Consider the following 16,721-nt stretch of genomic DNA (forward strand, 5'->3'; position numbering starts at 1 on the left):
TAAAGATTTGCAGTTTTACACTGCAAATCTTTTTTTTTGAATTAAACTATATGAATATAAACGATTATGAACTTTTTAAATAAAAACTATACAAAAGAATGCCTGACACTAGCTCTTCCTGTGATGTTGACGCAGGTGGGGCAGGTCTCGGTGAATCTGTTCGACAATATTATTGTCGGAAAACTATTAGGTGCCGATGCCCTTGCGTCTGTTTCTTTAGGGAATGCAGTATTTTTCTCAATGTTTGTTCTGGCATTGGGATTTTCTTTTGCCATTCCGCCGCTGGTTTCAGAAGCGCACTCCAAGGGTGATCATAAAACAATCAACTCGGTTTTCAGCCATGGATTTGTTATTAATATGACCGTCGGAATTATTTTAATGGGCGTCCTTCTTTTGGGACTTCCTCTACTCTATCATTCCGGTCAGCCTGAGAAAATTGTACCTGATACAGTTAACTTCTTAGGCATTATGGCGATCAGTATTGTTCCTTTTATGGCTTTTCAGACATTAAGAGAGGTTTCGGAAGGACTTTCATATACTATTGGTGTAACGAAAGCTACAATCATCGCCAATGTTATTAATATCGTATTAAATTATGTTTTCATTAAGGGGCTCTGGATTTTTCCGGAAATGGGAGTAAAAGGATCTGCCTTGGCAAGTTTAATCGCCCGAGTTTTCATGGTGGTTTTCTTGTATTATGTCCTTTTAAAAGAGAAGAAAACAAGACAATACATCAAAGACTTTTCATTGAAAATGCAGGTTTTCACGAAAGAAATGTTTGAAAAAATGGTAAGACTTGGCTTCCCGACTGCTTTGCAAATGTTCTTTGAAGTGACGGCTTTTGCAGGAGCAGCTTTTATCTGTGGTTTGATTTCAGCTCATGATATCGCTTCACATCAAATTGCGTTGAGTATGGCTTCATTTACCTTTAATTTATGTATCGGTTTCAGTGTAGCCTCTACCGTGATGATTGGCAGAAAACTGGGTGAGCAGAATTTTGTTGAGTTAAGAAAAGTAGGTATCAATAACCTGAAGATAGCCTTTATTTTCATGATTATCTGTGGAATTGTTTTCATTTTGGGAAGAAATATCCTACCGACTTTCTTTACGAAAAAAGAAGAAGTTGAAGTGATCACGCTCGCTTCAAAATTAATGATTATCGCTGCTTTATTTCAGTTATCAGACGGAATTCAGGTGACGGCACTGGGAATGCTGAGAGGGTTGCAGGACGTGAAAATACCTTCTATTTATACCTTTATCGCCTATTGGATTATTACAATTCCTTTGGGCTACTTCCTTTGTGTAACGTTAAAAATGGGAGCTTTCGGAATGTGGATTGCCCTAGGACTGGGATTAACGGTTTCTGCTGTTATGCTGGTCAAACGATTTTTAAATATGTCTGCGAAAAGAGTAAAGCAGAATTTATAATAGAAAAGCGGTCTTCAGGGATCGCTTTTTTTATATTAAAAACTCTTGAATCTCCTTGCATAAAGCAAATTCATTATCTTTGAATGATTAATAACTATGCTATTTCACTTTAATTAAATGAGAAAAATTATTTTCCTGTTAGGTTTATGTACAGGACTCTTTTATCAATCACAGACCAACAGATTTATTTACGAATTACAATACAGAAAAGATTCTACGGAAGATTACAAGAAAAGCCTTATGAATCTTGATATCAACCCTGAATCTGTAAAATTTTATGATAAAAAATTTGCAGACAACGACTCTATCAATAAAAGTCATCAGGCTATCGTGTCAAAACACAGCACCAGAACAGATCAGCTCATTACAAGAAAACCGAATTCTTCAAAAAATATTCAGTACCGTGATTTTTTCGAATATTTTATTGTAAAATCCGATGATGAAATAGAATGGAATTTATCTTCTGATATCCAGAATTATAACGGCTATAAATTACAAAAGGCAACAGCTGTTTTTGGAGGAAGAAGCTGGATTGCCTGGTTTTCGAATGATATTAATATCAAGGAAGGGCCTTATAAATTCCGTGGACTTCCGGGATTGATTTTCATCATTGAAGACGTGGATAAGAACTTCATTTACAAGCTCGTAAAGAACATAAAACTTGCAGAAACGTATGATACAAAATCTTTTCTTGAGACCCATTATGGCAAACAGGCTCTCATCATAACTAATGAAAAATTCAATGCGTATATTGAGGATATTTATAAAAACCCTACAAGAATGCTAGCCGAAGGGATAAAAAAATGGGAACAAACCTTCTTTTAAAAATGAAACGATAGAATCTATTGAACAGCTTAACAGTAAAAAGTCGATGCTTCAGAATGGAATTAAAAGCAGATATATCTATATTGAAAAAGATAAGGCTCCAAAATTTGAAAATAATTAAATATTTCTACATTTCCGGCGATCTTTTTAGGTCGCTTTATTTTTTCCAATAACATTTCTTCCTATAAAATTAATTGCTCTATCTAAAATACTTAGTCTCTTATTTCTATTTTCAATCTTATATTGGATTATATTTTCTTTAAAAAAGATTAGTGAATTTTGGCTATCAAGATCATAGAGGAATAAATGACTTGAAGTTTCTCCAAGATAATTCAAATTACTTCTTGTTTGTTTAGTTGAATAATAAATTTCATTTTCTTTAAACTCTATAATAAAATTATCTTTAAAATTTTTCTTCAAATAAATATTATCAATTGTATTGATTAATGAAGATATTGTTAAAATTATTATAGAGAAATATGAAAAGAACTTCCACATTTTTCCTTTATCATCTTTATTAAATTTTAAAAGTCTATATAAAAAATAAATAATAACTGAGGGAATGAAAATATATCTATAAGGAGCTAGAATTACCAAGAACATACAGATAAATGATATACCTAATTTAAACTGATTAACCCTTAGATAAAAATCTTTTTCAAATACTTTTTCAATTTTTCTTTTGTAATTCTCATTTTGTCTATAATATCTTATAGTTTCTTTTCTTTTTATTAATAGAATTTTCTCATATAAATTATAAATACCAACAGCTATTGTAAATAAAAAAATCTCAATAATAAATATTATAGAAAAAATTATAAAAATTAATTCTAAACTATTAAATAATAAATCATTAATAGTAATATAACTAAAAATTGAAATATTGAATGATTGATAATATATAAAATAATTAATGGATGTTAATGAACAAAGTGCTATTAAAATAATAGACAAATTACTACCTAAAATTTTAAAAAATATTTTTTCTAATCTTTTCACAGTTCAAAATATTTTAGCTATAATTTCTTTCCTAAAATCACCAGTGTCCTTTCAACGCCATCCAAAACCGCAACATCAGGAAAAACACCCCAATTTTCGAAACCAAAGTGCCTGAAAAGTTTCAGGCTGGGTTCATTATGTAAGAAAATAAATCCTAATAACGTTTTTATACCAAACTTGCCTGCATTATCAATACAATACTGCAAAACTTTTTTGCCATAACCTTTTCCACGACTGTTTTCATCCATATAAATGCTCATTTCAACAGTCCCGTTGTATGCAGGTCTTCCATAAAATGATGAAAAACTTACCCACCCCATAATATTTTTTTCCTGATCCTGAATCATCCAGAGAGGTCTTGTTTCGGGATTGTGATCATAAAACCATTGCAGTCTGCTCTCTACGGAAACATTTTCTGTATCAGCGGTTACCATCCTTGAGGGAATGGTAGAATTATAGATTTCAACGATCTTTGGCAAGTCTTCCGGGGTTGCATTCCTGAATATTAATTCTTCCATATTGATGGCCACCTATTTTTCTGCAAAGATACAGGAAGATTTTTTTTATTCTTCAGTACTGCTCTCTTTTATCTCCTTTAAAGCCCTGTTGAGACTTCTTACCGTAATTCCCAAATATGCTGCCATATCTTCTTTTGAAATTTCCATTTCTTTAGACTTAAGCTCAAGAAGCTGAGACAACGTATGTTCTGTCGTATGAAGCTGCTGATAAGATGCCCGGCTTGAAGTATTCACGATACGTTCTGCAAAAACATCAAGCAATAAATTATTCAAAGTCAGATCACTTTTTATTAATGATTGAAAATACGGTATCGTCATTGAATAAACACTCACTTCCGTCATCGCTTCAATACTGCAAAGGCATGAGACATTTTTAATCACTTCAATTTCACCGATGATTTCTCCTTTTCCTAAAAACTCTACAATATACTCTTTGTCATTTTCTTCGACAAAATAGCACTTTGTAATTCCGTTTTTAATAAGCATTATTTTTGAGGAAATTTCATTTTGCGTCAATATTCTTTCACCCTTATCAAAAGACTTCAGAACAATATTTTCTTTATTTTCCTGATTATGATAAAGTTCTTCCAGATAGTTTAAAAATAATGGATTCGTACGTAGCATATTCTGTTTTGGGACAATTGTCCTTTTCTTTTTTATTTTTTATACTGAATTTTGTCGGCAGAAAATTACAAAAACTAAAGTAAACTAAATATGAATAATGATATAACGACCATCGCTTTTGATGCAGACGATACTTTATGGGTTAACGAGCCTTATTTTCAGGAGGCAGAAAAAGAATTCTGCATTCTTCTTGAAAACTATCTTCCGCAACACTCTGTGTCTCAGGAATTATTTAAAACTGAAATGCAAAACCTTCCCCTGTACGGCTATGGAGTAAAAGGATTTATGCTTTGTATGGTTGAAACAATCGGCAGGGTTTCCGAAAATACGGCTTCTCTGGAACTCATTAATAAAACAATTGAAATAGGAAAAGAGCTTCTTCAGAAGCCTATTGAATTATTAGAAGGTGTTACCGAAACACTGGACCAGCTCAAAGGAAAATACAGACTCGTAATCGCTACCAAAGGAGATCTTCTCGATCAGGAAAGAAAACTTAAAAAATCCGGACTTCAGGATTATTTTCACCATATTGAAATCATGAGTGATAAAAAAGAATCCGATTACAAAAAATTATTAAAGCACCTTGACTGCCAGCCAAAAAATTTTCTGATGCTTGGAAACTCCATAAAATCTGATATTCTTCCGGTTCTGGAAATCGGTGGATTTGCTGCCCATATTCCGTATCATATTACGTGGAGCCACGAACAGCATAATCATCATTTGGAGCATGATCGTTTTTTAGAACTGAAAAGCATCAATGGGATTTTGAATTATTTATAAAAAAACTCGTTCAGGTTTGAACGAGTTTTTTGTTATATTATTTCTTCAGACATTTCTCAAGAAACTGATCCTGCTCCCATAGAAGGTGGAAAATATTTTCTTTGGCCTGATATCCGTGGGCTTCTTTAGGAAGAAGAACCATTTTTACAGGGGCTCCAAGGTTTTTTAATGCCTGAAAATATCTTTCAGTCTGCAACGTGAAAGTTCCAGGGTTATTATCTGCATCACCGTGAATCAACAATAATGGAGTTTTCATTTTGTCAGCATTCATGAATGGAGACATTGTATTATAAATTTCCGGAACATCCCAATAATTCCTCTGCTCGCTCTGGAAGCCGAATGGTGTCAATGTTCTGTTATAAGCACCACTCCTTGCAATTCCACAGGCATAATCTTTGGAATGAGTCAGAAGATTCGCCGTCATAAAGGCACCATATGAGTGGCCTCCTACCGCAACTTTTGTTCTGTCGATATAGCCTAACTGATCCACCGCATCAATAGCTGCTCTTCCGTTCGCAACCAGCTGAGGGATGAATGTATCATTCGGCTCAGTCTTTCCTTCTCCGATTATAGGGAAAGCGGCGTCATCCAAAACAGCATATCCTTTTGTCGTCCAGTAGACGAAAGATCCGTAATATGGGAAGGTAAAATCATTAGGATTCTGAGTATTCTGTCCTGCTGTATTTTTGTCTTTATACTCTGTAGGATATGCCCAGATTAATAATGGAAGCTTTTCTTTTTTCGCTTTTCTGTCGTAGTTGGCAGGAAGGTAAAGGGTACCTGTTAATGTAACTCCGTCATTTCTTTTGTAGGTAATTACTTCTTTGTAAACATCTTTAATACTTTCAAAAGGATTGGCAAAACTGGTTACTGCCTCTGCTTTATTAGACTTAATGCTTTTTTTGAAATAATTAGGATATTGGCTCGCCGACTGCTGAGTCGTTAAGATCTCTCCTTTTGAAGGATTTAAAATATCAATAATTTCTTCCTTGGCATTTTTCAGATTGGAAGTATAGAGTCTTTTTTTCTTCAGTGATTTCATATTCATCTCATCAATAAAAGGATGCTGACCGTCTTTTGTAAATCCGTCACCGATAAGGTATGATTTCCCTCCTTTTATATCTACCACATATCTTCCATACTGATTTTTTGCTGTATTGAAGTGTCCCGGATCACTGTAAACATCCTGATAATTCCTGTCATCAATTACTTTTGATTCTCCGTTATTTAAATCGACCAGAAAAGATTTTGTATTTCTTGTGTCATACCATCCTTCTGAAACAATAGCATAGTGATCATTGGTCCAGCTTACATCTTCATATCTCTGTTTTGTTTTAAAGAAAGATTTCGGGGTATTGTTAAAAGGTGCATCCCAGGTGAAAATTTCATCTCTGAAATCCACTGTCTTTGACTGATCTCCTCCATCCAAAGCTTCTGCATAGACCAAAGTAGCAGGCAGATCACTTCTCCACGTAAGATCTCTTTTCCCTGTTCTTACAGATGAAAAGCCTTTCGGCATGATTTCGTTTAACGGAACTTCATTGACAACTTTTATAATATTTCCGTTCAAATCATAAACAGTTGTTGTCATTGGAAACCTGTTAAGAGGAACAATATATGAAAATGGCTTTTTAATAGTAGTCACCATTAAGTAGCTTCCGTCCGGTGAAAAGCTAAGACCTGCATACAGATCCTGATCTTTTACTTTTTTAAGGCTTCCGTTTAAATCTACATTATAAATATCTGACGCCGTAAGAATTTCAAAATTCTTTTCATCCTGTGGGTTTTTCAAAAGATCCTGATACGTTCTGTTCTGTGAAACTTTTCCATCAGCAGTAGATACAATCGGACCTGTCGGAAGATCCTTACTGGAATCTATTAAATTGGCTCTGTTTTGAGGCAGTGTTTTGATTAACAGAGTCTGAGAATCTTTATACCACACATATGGACTTCCTAAATTAGCATTCAGATTATCCGACGTAATTTTCTTGGCCGTAGCTGTTTCAAGATCAATTACCCAAAGCTCTACTCCTTTATTGGTGGTATTGGTAAACGCCATTTTTTTCTCGTCCGGAGAAAATGAAGTATATGTAATTTTGGGATTTGAAGGTAAGTTCTTAACCTGAACTTCCGTTTTGTCATTGATTTTTCTAACCTTAATATTGTTTGAATAGGTTGCCGAACTGGAAATATTGGTTACCGGATTGATTCTTAATCCCCCCAGTTTCATTTCCTGCTGGCTAAGATCCTCTAGTGTCTTATAAGTCGGACGGTACGTGAAGACAATCCAATCTTTTTTACTATTCATTAAAACACTTGGAGGTCTTTGATAATCTGCGAGTTTAAGAATTTCTGCAGATGGCTTTTGATACGTAATGCTTTCCTGGGCGTCGTAGAAATTAAGAAACGCAAGAAGGCATATAGTTAGCTTTATTTTCATAAAATTTCGATTTTCACGAAATTAATGAAAATTAAAGACATAAAAAATATGATAAAATAAAACACAATATGGTGATTTTATTAAATAAATATTATCTTAGTCATTCAAACTAAAAACAAAATATCCTATGAAAAATTCAAAAAAATTGCTGAAGAGGAATTTAAAAGCAATCTATGGAGGAAGTGCTCCGCAATGCCCAAACGGATACAAACCATGCCTGACAGGAATTGATGAAAATGAAAATCCCAAATGGGCGTGCATTCCCGGAAATCTTGTCTGCAGTTTTAATCCATAAAAAATAAGCAGCAAAAATTTTGCTGCTTATTATACTTATATATTTTATCCTTTTTTAATCCGGAATAAAAGTTACGTTAACTGAACTTACCTGTGTTCTGTCATAAGCAATTGACTCTACATTTAATGTTGTAACAGTAGGATCAACATATCTTGTCATAAAGATCACTTTTTGTCCTGCATCGATATGAATAATACCGTTTGTAGATAAAGTAACTGGAAGAGAACTTGTAATATTTGAAAAATAAAACTGTGTAAAGAATGAAACCGAACCGTTTCCTTGTGGAGGAATAGACCCTGTATAAGGTTTTGAAACCCCAATTCTGGCATAACCGTCAAATGGACCTTTCAATACAACATTGATCTGGAAGTTATAGTAACCTGATCTATTGGCTACAAATTCTTTAGTCGTAGGATTAAAAGTAGCAATCGATGGACTGGCTAATTTTATATCATCAAATAAGATCTGTCTGATCTGGCTTCCTCCTGAAATATCCGGTCCCAGATAAGTTGTGTCATTTCCTGTTTTTTTAAATCCTAATATGGCACCTAATACCGGAACTTTAAGCTCCATATCTTCATCATAAATCCTTGACCATCTGTTTTTTGCCTTATTGAATTTATAAAAGGTATCCAAATGAACATTATCCGGTGCTGTTCCTGCATCTGCAGTGTTATACACCATCAGCCCGTTCGCCGGATTCGGAATGGTGGTAAGATCTGTCGTGCTTTTAAGTGCAACCTGAGGCAATAGCAATCCTTTCTTACCGTTTGCCGGAAGACTGTTTACATTGACGTCTAAAATTGATGAAGCGTTTGGTGTTGATGTACCGATACCAACTTGAGCATGGAGTGCACAGAAGAATAGTGCAGCTCCTAATAATAAGCTTTTTTTCATTGTTTGTGTGTTTTTACTTTGGCAAATTTATAGAAAAAACTATACCAAAAAATATTTGTGAGCAATATTTTTTGATTTTAACACTTTCTTACTAAACATTTATTCATTTTACAGGGAATAAATTAAAAAAAAACAATTAAATACAGATAGCTCAAGTCAAAATAGACTTAAATTAAATCACAACTTAAAGATATAATTAAATTTTAAATTTAACATATAAAAAAAACTGTCTTACTAAAAAAGACAGTTTAAATTTTATATAAATATTGTATTTTGATAGGATAAAATTACCAATCTGAAGCTCTTTTTCTTTTTTCGATCATATAATCAACAGAAATTTTACCGGCTCCAAAAGTCATTAAAAGCATATATACTGATAAGTAAATCAAACTTAATTCTCTCTTTCCGAACGGGTCTGCTCCATGTACTACAAAACCTGCAATAATCATTGTAAAGATTAAAAATCCCAGTGCCACTCTTGAAAACAAGCCTAAAATAAGGAGAATCGAGCACGCAAATTCAGCAAGAATGGTAAGAATCAATGAGATCTGCGGTCCTAATCCCAGAAAGTCAAAAAACTCTATCTTCCCTCCTTCCAGAAGCATCTGAAGTTTTGGAAAACCGTGAGACAGCATTGCAAATCCTACAAAAACCCTTACTATTAATAAAACAATATCTCTTATTATTGTATTAGAATTTGAATTCGTGTAATTCATGAAATGGAAAATTTTAAATTAAAGATAATAAAAATCTTTTAATACAACGATGAATATTGACTTTTTAGTCTATCGGTATCCAAAATTTTTCAAATCTCTGTCGTTTTTACGCCAGTCTTTTTTCACTTTTACGAATAGATTCAGGTGTACTTTTTTAGCAAAGAATTTTTCTAAATCAAGTCTTGCTTCCGTCCCTACTTTTTTGATCGCTTCCCCTTTGTGACCGATGATAATCCCTTTTTGGGTGTCTCTTTCCACATAGATGATAGAATCGATAAAAATAATTCCTTCTTTTTCTTTAAACTGTTCCGTTACCACTTCTACAGAGTACGGAATTTCTTTATCATAGTTTAGAAGAATTTTCTCGCGAATTGCTTCATTCACGAAAAATCTTTCAGGTTTATCAGTATATTGGTCTTTGTCATAATATGGTGGGTTTTCCGGTAACAAAGATTTTAATTTCGGTAAAATGATATCTGTATTGAAGGCATTCAGTGCCGAAATTGGAAGAATTTCTGCTTTAGGAATTCTGTTGTGCCAGTCAGCAACCAGTTTTTCAAGACCTTCCTGAGTCGTCTGATCTACTTTATTCAGTAAAAGCAATACAGGCACCGGAATTTTATTTAGTTTATCAATCAAAAACTCTGAAGGCTCTGCTTTGTCGGTAACATCTACAATGAATAAAAAAACATCCGCATCCTGTAAAGAATCCTTCACAAAATCCATCATTTTTTCCTGTAATCCATATTTAGGGTCCAGTACACCCGGTGTATCCGAAAAGACAATCTGTAAGTCGTCTTCATTATAAATTCCAAAAATCCTGTGTCTTGTTGTCTGTGCCTTTTGGGTAACGATCGCCAGCTTCTCTCCCATTAACTGGTTCAGAAGTGTAGATTTTCCCGCATTCGGCTTTCCAACTATATTTACAAATCCTGCTTTGTGCATAAAAATTATATTACGGCTGCAAAGTTAGTAAAACAAAATTGGTCTTAAGGATTAATCTAGAAGTTTTAAAAATAAAACCTTCCCGTGATGGAAAGGTTTTGACTTAAATTTAGATTAATATAACCCGAGTTCGGATTAACAGCCTGATATTATATGGATGGAAAGGAGAAAAGAAATTCGAGATTGTCATTTGTACCTTCATATCAGGGTTTTTATTACATTCAAATTATCATTATAGTTCTAATTTTCACCTAAGTAAAATGCCTTCTTCCAACTTCCAATCCCCCTCAGATTAACGGATGTGGTTTTTCATAAAATGCAGACTTCCTAAAGCAAGTTCATCAGCATCATAAGGCGACTTTTGCCATAGAGAAACCATTTGTTGCATACCCGGGACAGACGAAGAAAAATTCTCAAGAACCAGATTTCCTTCAAAATTGATTTCTTTTAAAGCTTTAAAAAGCTCCTGCCAGTTTACAGTTCCTTCCCCCAGCATTCCGCGGTGAGATTCTGTCATGTGAACATGTTTCAGTTTGCTTCCTGCTAAAATCACAGGATCGTAGAAATTATTTTCCTCAATATTCATATGAAAAGTATCGAGATGCAGAAACAGGTTATCTTTTCCTGTCTTTGAAATCATATCCAGGACATTTTTTGCCGTATTGCAGACATATGTTTCATATCTGTTAATCGGTTCAATACCAATATTTACTCCTTTTTCCTGTGCATAGTCAGCTACCTTGCTCCAAACTTCCACGATGGTTTCAGCCTCACTTTCGGTTAATGGATTTCCCGAAAAAACACCAATTCCTCCATGCAGAACACCCCCCAGAAAATCGGCCTCCAGCTCAGATGTTTTATTTACAGCCTGCTTCATCAGCTTTTCTGCTGCTTTTGGATGTAGTGCGATATGGGCTTCTTTAGGGAGATTTAAAGAACATACAGCTTCTAGATTATTGTCTTTAAGCTGTTTCTTTACTTCTTCAGCATTAAACTCCATTGAGGCTGGCAATAATATTTCGATAAGATCGAAACCTGCCTTTGCCGTTTTTTCTATGGCATACTTCCCGGATTCAGGATTCCAGTCTGGAGTAATCCATGAAAGAAGTGAAGCTCCAAATTTTATATTCATTATATATATTTATGTTGTTTTAAATGTGGTTGTGAAGCTGGATGTCATGATCTTCCTTAATATCTTCCAGCTTCAAGCCTGAGCTAGACTATATTAAAAAATCCACCATTCGGTTCTGACCCCAAGATAAGTACCGAATCGTTTCGCTCCGGACTGTTGCAGAAATGGTGAATATAAACTATTCAGTGCCTGATCATTGTATCTTGAAACTTCAGCGATCAATCTGATGTGAGGTCTTGCCCAGACACTTCTTTCAGCTGTCGGAACTATTGTAGGGGCCAGCACAAGCTTTACCATCGATGCAGGATCCTGAGTCCCGTCTTTTCTTGATGCGTAATGCAGCTCCGAAAGGATATGAAACCAATTGTTGAAATAATAGGTCGCTCTCAATCCCGTATTAAATTCGGATTTTTTATTGAAAATCTCCCTTTTATAATAATCAGTCGCTTTATTATCACTACCGGCTCCGCCCTTACTTTGAGTATATACCGCATAGGCATTGACAGACCATCGATCTGAAAGATTGAGTAAAATATGCTCAACGGCAGTTAAGGAATACGCCCCTTTATAAGTATTTGTAACTTCATCCGGTGCTCCGTACGTTCTCCAGGTCTGTGTATTTCCACTGTCACCACCATTTGCAATCCCAGAGCCGTATCGCAGAGAAATTTGGTTAAATGAACCCGGAAGTTTTGTTTTTAAGTTTGTATTTAATTTAGCTCCCAGAACCCAGCCGTTATCCGATGGATATTGCTCTACAGAATTTCGTCCGGATTTATTTACGGTATGAAACTCAGCCAGTAATTTTAATTTGTTATCATTTTTGATCGGAATGGTATGTTCTAAAACAAAAACTTCACGTTGTCGGTAAATAAGATTTTTAGAACCACTGATGACATTCGTGTACGAATATGGCGTTGAATTACTCGCAGCCGTATCAATAGCCGCAGGGAAAAACATTGAAAATCTTGTATTTTTATGTCGCACCCCCCATCCTGTCGCCGAATGGTCATCAAAGTAAAAATAATCTGCAATATGTACATCATCATATCTCAGCCATCTCGAACCGGCCCAGACATCCCAGTCACTCCCCATAATATTCCTGGCTTCTACGAAAGCTTCCGGCAATGCGATGATCATCCCCTGATTGGATTTTGTATCTACATTTCCTAAAAAAGTACCTCCTGAATAAAAGCTTAATCTGGTCTGCAAATCTATTTTAGTAGACTTTGTACTGTCCCCACCTACAACAGGTGTAAAATGGAATGCCGGTAAAAAATCCACATAATCACCCTGATCCATTCTTCCTCCCAGTGACCCTTGATTATTAAGGTTTAATTGTCTGCCTGTTCTCCCATCTGCATTCGGAGAATAAGCAGCTCCTATTCTACCCGTAGTCCCAAAAGAAAATTTCTTATTGGTAATGACAATCTGGGCACCAAAACCCTGGCTGAGTAGAATTAACAGTAATACCCAGCCTTTAAATTTTGTATTTTCCATTGCTTATTTGATGGTTTTAGGCTTATAGAATTTCACCGCAAACAAGATGATAATCACATAACAGATGATCGGCAAAAGATAAGAATGGGCTACATCTTTTTCAGCCAGTTTACCCATGATTGGAGTAAAGAATGCTCCGCCAAACATCGCCATTACCAGGAAAGATGATGCCTGCTGTACTTTACCGCCTAATTTTTTTAATCCAAGACTGAAAATGGTAGGATACATTACGCTTAAGAATAAATTAAGCAAGATTAAGCTGATGAAAGAAACCCAACCGAAACTTTGAGAAATAATTAAACAAAGTACAATATTACAGGCTGTAAAAATGGCCAATACTTTATGAGGCGCAATATATCGCATTAAAAATGTTCCGATAAACCTTCCCACCATCATCATTGCCATACTGATCGAAAAATAATAGGTTGCCTGAGATTCCTGCATATGCATTTTTTCAACACTGTAATTGATAAAAAACGCCCATGTTCCACCCTGTGCAGCCACATTAAAAAACTGAGCGATTACCGCGAAAACAAAATGTCTCTGCTTCCAAAGCGGAGCACCGGGATCAACATTTTCTGCATGCTCCTCTCCCGCTACATGCTCAAGCATCTCAATCTCTTCCGCATGCGGATCTTTTAAATCAGGAACTTTAATAAATGAAAAAGCAACTGCTAAAATCAGGATGATAACGCCAATCCATGTATAAAGACTTTTTACAGAATCCAAAGAATGATCGTCTGCTGCGCCTCCAAAAATAAAAAATCCACCTAGCAAAGGGCCTACAATAGCTCCCAATCCATTAAAAGACTGAGCGAAATTAACTCTCTGATCACTTGTTTTTTCATCTCCCAGTGCTGCAACAAAAGGGTGTGCCACGGTTTCAAGTGTTGCCATTCCCAATGCCAAAATAAATAAAGCGACCCTGAAAAAGCCAAAAGAAGCACTGTTCGCAGCCGGTACAAAGAGGAAACATCCTCCTGCAAATAGAATTAATCCAAGAATAACTCCCATTTTATAACCAAACTTTTTCATAAAAAGTCCTGCCGGAATTCCCATCAATGCATAAGCTCCAAAAATGGAGAGCTGCACAAGTCCGGATTTCGATTTGGATATATGAAGGACATTCTGAAAGTGTTTATTCAAAATATCCCCCATTGTAAGGGCAATCGCCCAAAAGAAGAATAATGAAGTTACGAAAGCCAATACAACCAGGTATTTTTTTTCAGTAAATTTTGCTGTGTTCATAGATGTGTTTTTACTGTTAAATATTTATCAATATGTGATCTTTAATCTGATTTTCAGATAAGAGTATTATGCTTAGATTGTTTCGAAAGTGGAATTATACGTAAAGAATAACTTCCTTCATTGGTCTTCCGGCTTCATGATCTTACAGAGATCCCAGTCTATCTGTTTTTGAATGTTTCAAATTCTTCACGATCGTAGTCAGGACAGGCACCTGATTTTGATGTAATAAATGCTCCCAGGGATATGGCATGATTCATAATTTCTTCCGGAGATTTTTCCAGAATCCTTTTTGATACAAAACCGGAAAGAAAAGCGTCTCCGCTTCCTACCGTATCTGCAATTTCAATAGGAACTGCCGAAAAACCATAGTTGGTATCTCCTTTGAAGTATCTTGCTCCTTTGCTGCCTTTCGTAAGGATGATTTCTTTAATATCGAAATGCTTTTGGATAAAAGCCGCGGTTTCATCTTCACTCTTATATTCTTCCCCCAGAAATTCCATGATCTGCCTCATTTCCGCTTTATTCATTTTAACAATATCCGCTTCGTGAAGGAGCTGCTTAATAAGATCAACATCAATGAAAGGAGGTCTGAAATTCACATCAAAAACCTTAAGTTTTGCAAATTTCAAAAGTTGTAAAAGTGTTTCTCTCGTTTTTTCATTTCTGGCAGACAGACTTCCGAAAACAAAGGCTTCTGCCTTTGAAATGAGTTCTTCATGTTCGGGCAAAAATTCGATATAGTCCCAGGCTACATGATTGATGATTTCATAGCTTGCTTCGTTATGTTCATCTATTTTTGCAATCACTGTACTTGTCGGGTGCTCATTATCAACCTGAATATAATCTGTGGTAATTCCCCAGCTCTTAATCTGGTCTGTTAATTTCTTTCCAAGTTCATCATTTCCTATTCGGCTCAGCATTTTAACATCAATACCCATTTTATAGATATTGTAAGCTGCATTAAACGGCGCCCCTCCGGCTTTAGCTCCTTTTGGAAAAATATCCCAAAGAACTTCACCGAAACAGACTACGTATGGATTTTCATTTATCATAAGGTTAAACGTTTAAATTATTTGTTAATTTTTTTTAATCTATAGAACTTTTTTCAACTAATTTAGCTGGAAAAGTAATTTTCTTTCCGTCAACTGTATAAGTATTAATTTGGTTATCAAGTAATTCTATTGCCTCTTTAGCCATTTCAATCAATGGTTGCTGAACAAAACTTATTTCTGTAGGAAAAAGTTTATACGCTTCAGTTTCATCGAAAGCAATGACGGAAACGTCGTCCGGAACTTTAATATTGTGCTTAATAAAATAGCTTAGGCCTGCAATTCCGAGTTTATTACTTGAAAAATAAATTACCGTCTTCTTTGATTTTAAATCAAGATTTTCTTTTAAAGCCGCCTGAACATCGGCAGTGATATGATCAATACCCACCAATAATTTTTTAATTGAAATCTTGGAATCAGCAACCCCTTTTTCAAAACCTTCCTGTCTGTCTAGCAAGTGTGGAAGCTTTGTATCATATCCTACATAAATAATTTCTTCAAAATCTTTTCCCAGCAAATAGCTGCAGATGTACTCCGAAATTTCAGAATTGTTAATCATGATCCCGGGAATGTTCACGTTTTTCAGATAGCGGTCAATCGTTACAATCGGATATTCTTCTTTAACCAATTTTAAGATAGATTCATCTGAATTCACTACAGGAGCTACGATCATCCCGTCAACTTGCTGTTCCGAAAAAAGCTCGGTCAGTTTTTTAAATTTTTCAGGATTTTCATCCGAACTTCCAATCAATAAAGTGTAGCCGTATTTCATAGCTTCATCTTCGATGCAACGGGCAATACTGGAGTAGAAATCATTTGAAATATCTGCCAGAATTAATCCGATCAATTTGCTTTTGCTCATTTTTAAACTTTTAGCAATTTTATTCGGAGTATAATTAATCGTTTCAGCTACTTCAAATATTTTTTGTTTCGTGGCTTCACTGATTCTGCTTCCTTCTTTTTTGTTTAAGACATAAGAAACCGTTGCAACGGAAACCCCTGCAATTCTTGCGATGTCTTTTATGGAAGCTCTTTTCATAGTATTGATTTACAGTGCAAAAGTATCTTATAAAATATATAAAAAACAATAGGTTAAATTTCTTGGTCATTTCAGAAAAAAGTGTATTTTCGCAATTTTTTAAAATTAAAAAATTAAAAAGGTTAAATATCTAATATTCAAATATTTAAACAACCACACAAACATAACATTAATTTAATATTAAATGTTAATTAATAATTCAGTTTAGGTTTAATGTAAATTTTGGTTAAACGTTTATGCATTAAAATATTGAAATTTTTTCAAAATATGTTGTGTTTCCTTTTCA

16 protein-coding genes are annotated in these 16,721 nt (G+C 34.8%); 4 read left to right on the forward strand and 12 right to left on the reverse strand.

Translation table 11 applies throughout. The annotated features are described in order from the left end of the window. Positions 1-66 precede the first annotated feature (66 nt). Together M2373_RS02710 and M2373_RS02715 are read left to right on the forward strand one after the other, a co-directional pair. Positions 67-1,428 (forward strand): MATE family efflux transporter, encoded by a 1,362-nt coding sequence (locus M2373_RS02710; RefSeq protein WP_259107164.1) that lies wholly within the window; start codon positions 67-69, stop codon positions 1,426-1,428. Positions 1,429-1,545: 117 nt separating this feature from the next. Further along, a complete protein-coding gene (locus M2373_RS02715) occupies positions 1,546-2,253 on the forward strand; it encodes a GLPGLI family protein (RefSeq protein WP_259107166.1) in 708 nt (235 codons plus the stop codon). A 147-nt stretch (positions 2,254-2,400) separates the two neighbouring features. On the opposite strand, the gene M2373_RS02720 is transcribed toward M2373_RS02715, so the two are convergent. Genes M2373_RS02720 through M2373_RS02730 form a run of 3 tightly spaced genes read right to left on the reverse strand, consistent with a single transcriptional unit; the run spans position 2,401 to position 4,394 of the window. Further along, positions 2,401-3,252: a hypothetical protein gene (locus tag M2373_RS02720; protein WP_259107169.1), complete on the reverse strand. Its 852-nt coding sequence runs from the start codon at positions 3,250-3,252 to the stop codon at positions 2,401-2,403. 17 nt (positions 3,253-3,269) lie between these two features. After that, positions 3,270-3,770, reverse strand: coding sequence for a GNAT family N-acetyltransferase (locus tag M2373_RS02725; RefSeq protein ID WP_259107171.1), 501 nt, complete (start codon positions 3,768-3,770; stop codon positions 3,270-3,272). Between the two features lie 45 nt (positions 3,771-3,815). Next, positions 3,816-4,394, reverse strand: coding sequence for a Crp/Fnr family transcriptional regulator (locus M2373_RS02730; RefSeq protein WP_259107174.1), 579 nt, complete (start codon positions 4,392-4,394; stop codon positions 3,816-3,818). A 90-nt stretch (positions 4,395-4,484) separates the two neighbouring features. On the opposite strand from M2373_RS02730, the gene M2373_RS02735 reads away from it, so the two are divergent. Further along, complete coding sequence (locus M2373_RS02735) at positions 4,485-5,174, forward strand: HAD family hydrolase (protein ID WP_259107176.1); 690 nt, start codon at positions 4,485-4,487, stop codon at positions 5,172-5,174. 37 nt (positions 5,175-5,211) lie between these two features. Here M2373_RS02735 and M2373_RS02740 read toward each other — a convergent pair whose 3' ends face one another. Beyond that, positions 5,212-7,614, reverse strand: a complete 2,403-nt coding sequence (locus tag M2373_RS02740; protein WP_259107177.1) for a prolyl oligopeptidase family serine peptidase — start codon at positions 7,612-7,614, stop codon at positions 5,212-5,214. A gap of 127 nt (positions 7,615-7,741) precedes the next feature. On the opposite strand from M2373_RS02740, the gene M2373_RS02745 reads away from it, so the two are divergent. Then, a complete protein-coding gene (locus M2373_RS02745; RefSeq protein WP_259107178.1) occupies positions 7,742-7,909 on the forward strand; it encodes a hypothetical protein in 168 nt (55 codons plus the stop codon). Between the two features lie 54 nt (positions 7,910-7,963). On the opposite strand, the gene M2373_RS02750 is transcribed toward M2373_RS02745, so the two are convergent. The 8 genes from M2373_RS02750 to M2373_RS02785 all read right to left on the reverse strand — a co-directional run bounded on the left by M2373_RS02750 (position 7,964) and on the right by M2373_RS02785 (position 16,435). Next, positions 7,964-8,806, reverse strand: a complete 843-nt coding sequence (locus tag M2373_RS02750; RefSeq protein ID WP_259107179.1) for a hypothetical protein — start codon at positions 8,804-8,806, stop codon at positions 7,964-7,966. Between the two features lie 287 nt (positions 8,807-9,093). Further along, entirely contained in the window at positions 9,094-9,522 is a 429-nt protein-coding gene (locus tag M2373_RS02755) for a DoxX family protein (protein ID WP_259107188.1), read from the reverse strand. Between the two features lie 69 nt (positions 9,523-9,591). Continuing rightward, positions 9,592-10,467: a GTPase Era gene (gene era, locus M2373_RS02760; protein ID WP_259107190.1), complete on the reverse strand. Its 876-nt coding sequence runs from the start codon at positions 10,465-10,467 to the stop codon at positions 9,592-9,594. 292 nt (positions 10,468-10,759) lie between these two features. Beyond that, a complete protein-coding gene (locus tag M2373_RS02765) occupies positions 10,760-11,599 on the reverse strand; it encodes a sugar phosphate isomerase/epimerase (protein WP_259107193.1) in 840 nt (279 codons plus the stop codon). A gap of 93 nt (positions 11,600-11,692) precedes the next feature. Then, on the reverse strand, positions 11,693-13,099 hold the full coding sequence (locus tag M2373_RS02770; RefSeq protein WP_259107195.1) for a carbohydrate porin: 1,407 nt from the start codon (positions 13,097-13,099) through the stop codon (positions 11,693-11,695). 3 nt (positions 13,100-13,102) lie between these two features. Continuing rightward, positions 13,103-14,347, reverse strand: a complete 1,245-nt coding sequence (gene fucP / locus M2373_RS02775; protein WP_259107198.1) for an L-fucose:H+ symporter permease — start codon at positions 14,345-14,347, stop codon at positions 13,103-13,105. Positions 14,348-14,505: 158 nt separating this feature from the next. Next, the gene (locus M2373_RS02780; RefSeq protein WP_259107201.1) at positions 14,506-15,399 is read right to left on the reverse strand and encodes a carbohydrate kinase; all 894 of its coding nucleotides are present in this window, start codon (positions 15,397-15,399) and stop codon (positions 14,506-14,508) included. A gap of 34 nt (positions 15,400-15,433) precedes the next feature. Beyond that, positions 15,434-16,435, reverse strand: a complete 1,002-nt coding sequence (locus M2373_RS02785) for a LacI family DNA-binding transcriptional regulator (protein ID WP_259107204.1) — start codon at positions 16,433-16,435, stop codon at positions 15,434-15,436. Positions 16,436-16,721 lie beyond the last annotated feature (286 nt).

Source organism: Chryseobacterium sp. JUb7 (assembly GCF_024806495.1).
GTDB lineage: Bacteria > Bacteroidota > Bacteroidia > Flavobacteriales > Weeksellaceae > Chryseobacterium.

Coding starts and splice junctions, on each gene's coding strand:
- M2373_RS02725 (WP_259107171.1), bottom strand. CDS start 3,770: ATGGAAGAATTAATATTCAGGAATGCAACCCCGGAAGACTTGCCAAAG.
- M2373_RS02715 (WP_259107166.1), top strand. CDS start 1,546: ATGAGAAAAATTATTTTCCTGTTAGGTTTATGTACAGGACTCTTTTAT.
- M2373_RS02710 (WP_259107164.1), top strand. CDS start 67: ATGAACTTTTTAAATAAAAACTATACAAAAGAATGCCTGACACTAGCT.
- M2373_RS02745 (WP_259107178.1), top strand. CDS start 7,742: ATGAAAAATTCAAAAAAATTGCTGAAGAGGAATTTAAAAGCAATCTAT.
- M2373_RS02770 (WP_259107195.1), bottom strand. CDS start 13,099: ATGGAAAATACAAAATTTAAAGGCTGGGTATTACTGTTAATTCTACTC.
- M2373_RS02785 (WP_259107204.1), bottom strand. CDS start 16,435: ATGAAAAGAGCTTCCATAAAAGACATCGCAAGAATTGCAGGGGTTTCC.
- M2373_RS02730 (WP_259107174.1), bottom strand. CDS start 4,394: ATGCTACGTACGAATCCATTATTTTTAAACTATCTGGAAGAACTTTAT.
- fucP (WP_259107198.1), bottom strand. CDS start 14,347: ATGAACACAGCAAAATTTACTGAAAAAAAATACCTGGTTGTATTGGCT.
- M2373_RS02755 (WP_259107188.1), bottom strand. CDS start 9,522: ATGAATTACACGAATTCAAATTCTAATACAATAATAAGAGATATTGTT.
- M2373_RS02780 (WP_259107201.1), bottom strand. CDS start 15,399: ATGATAAATGAAAATCCATACGTAGTCTGTTTCGGTGAAGTTCTTTGG.
- era (WP_259107190.1), bottom strand. CDS start 10,467: ATGCACAAAGCAGGATTTGTAAATATAGTTGGAAAGCCGAATGCGGGA.
- M2373_RS02735 (WP_259107176.1), top strand. CDS start 4,485: ATGAATAATGATATAACGACCATCGCTTTTGATGCAGACGATACTTTA.
- M2373_RS02750 (WP_259107179.1), bottom strand. CDS start 8,806: ATGAAAAAAAGCTTATTATTAGGAGCTGCACTATTCTTCTGTGCACTC.
- M2373_RS02765 (WP_259107193.1), bottom strand. CDS start 11,599: ATGAATATAAAATTTGGAGCTTCACTTCTTTCATGGATTACTCCAGAC.
- M2373_RS02740 (WP_259107177.1), bottom strand. CDS start 7,614: ATGAAAATAAAGCTAACTATATGCCTTCTTGCGTTTCTTAATTTCTAC.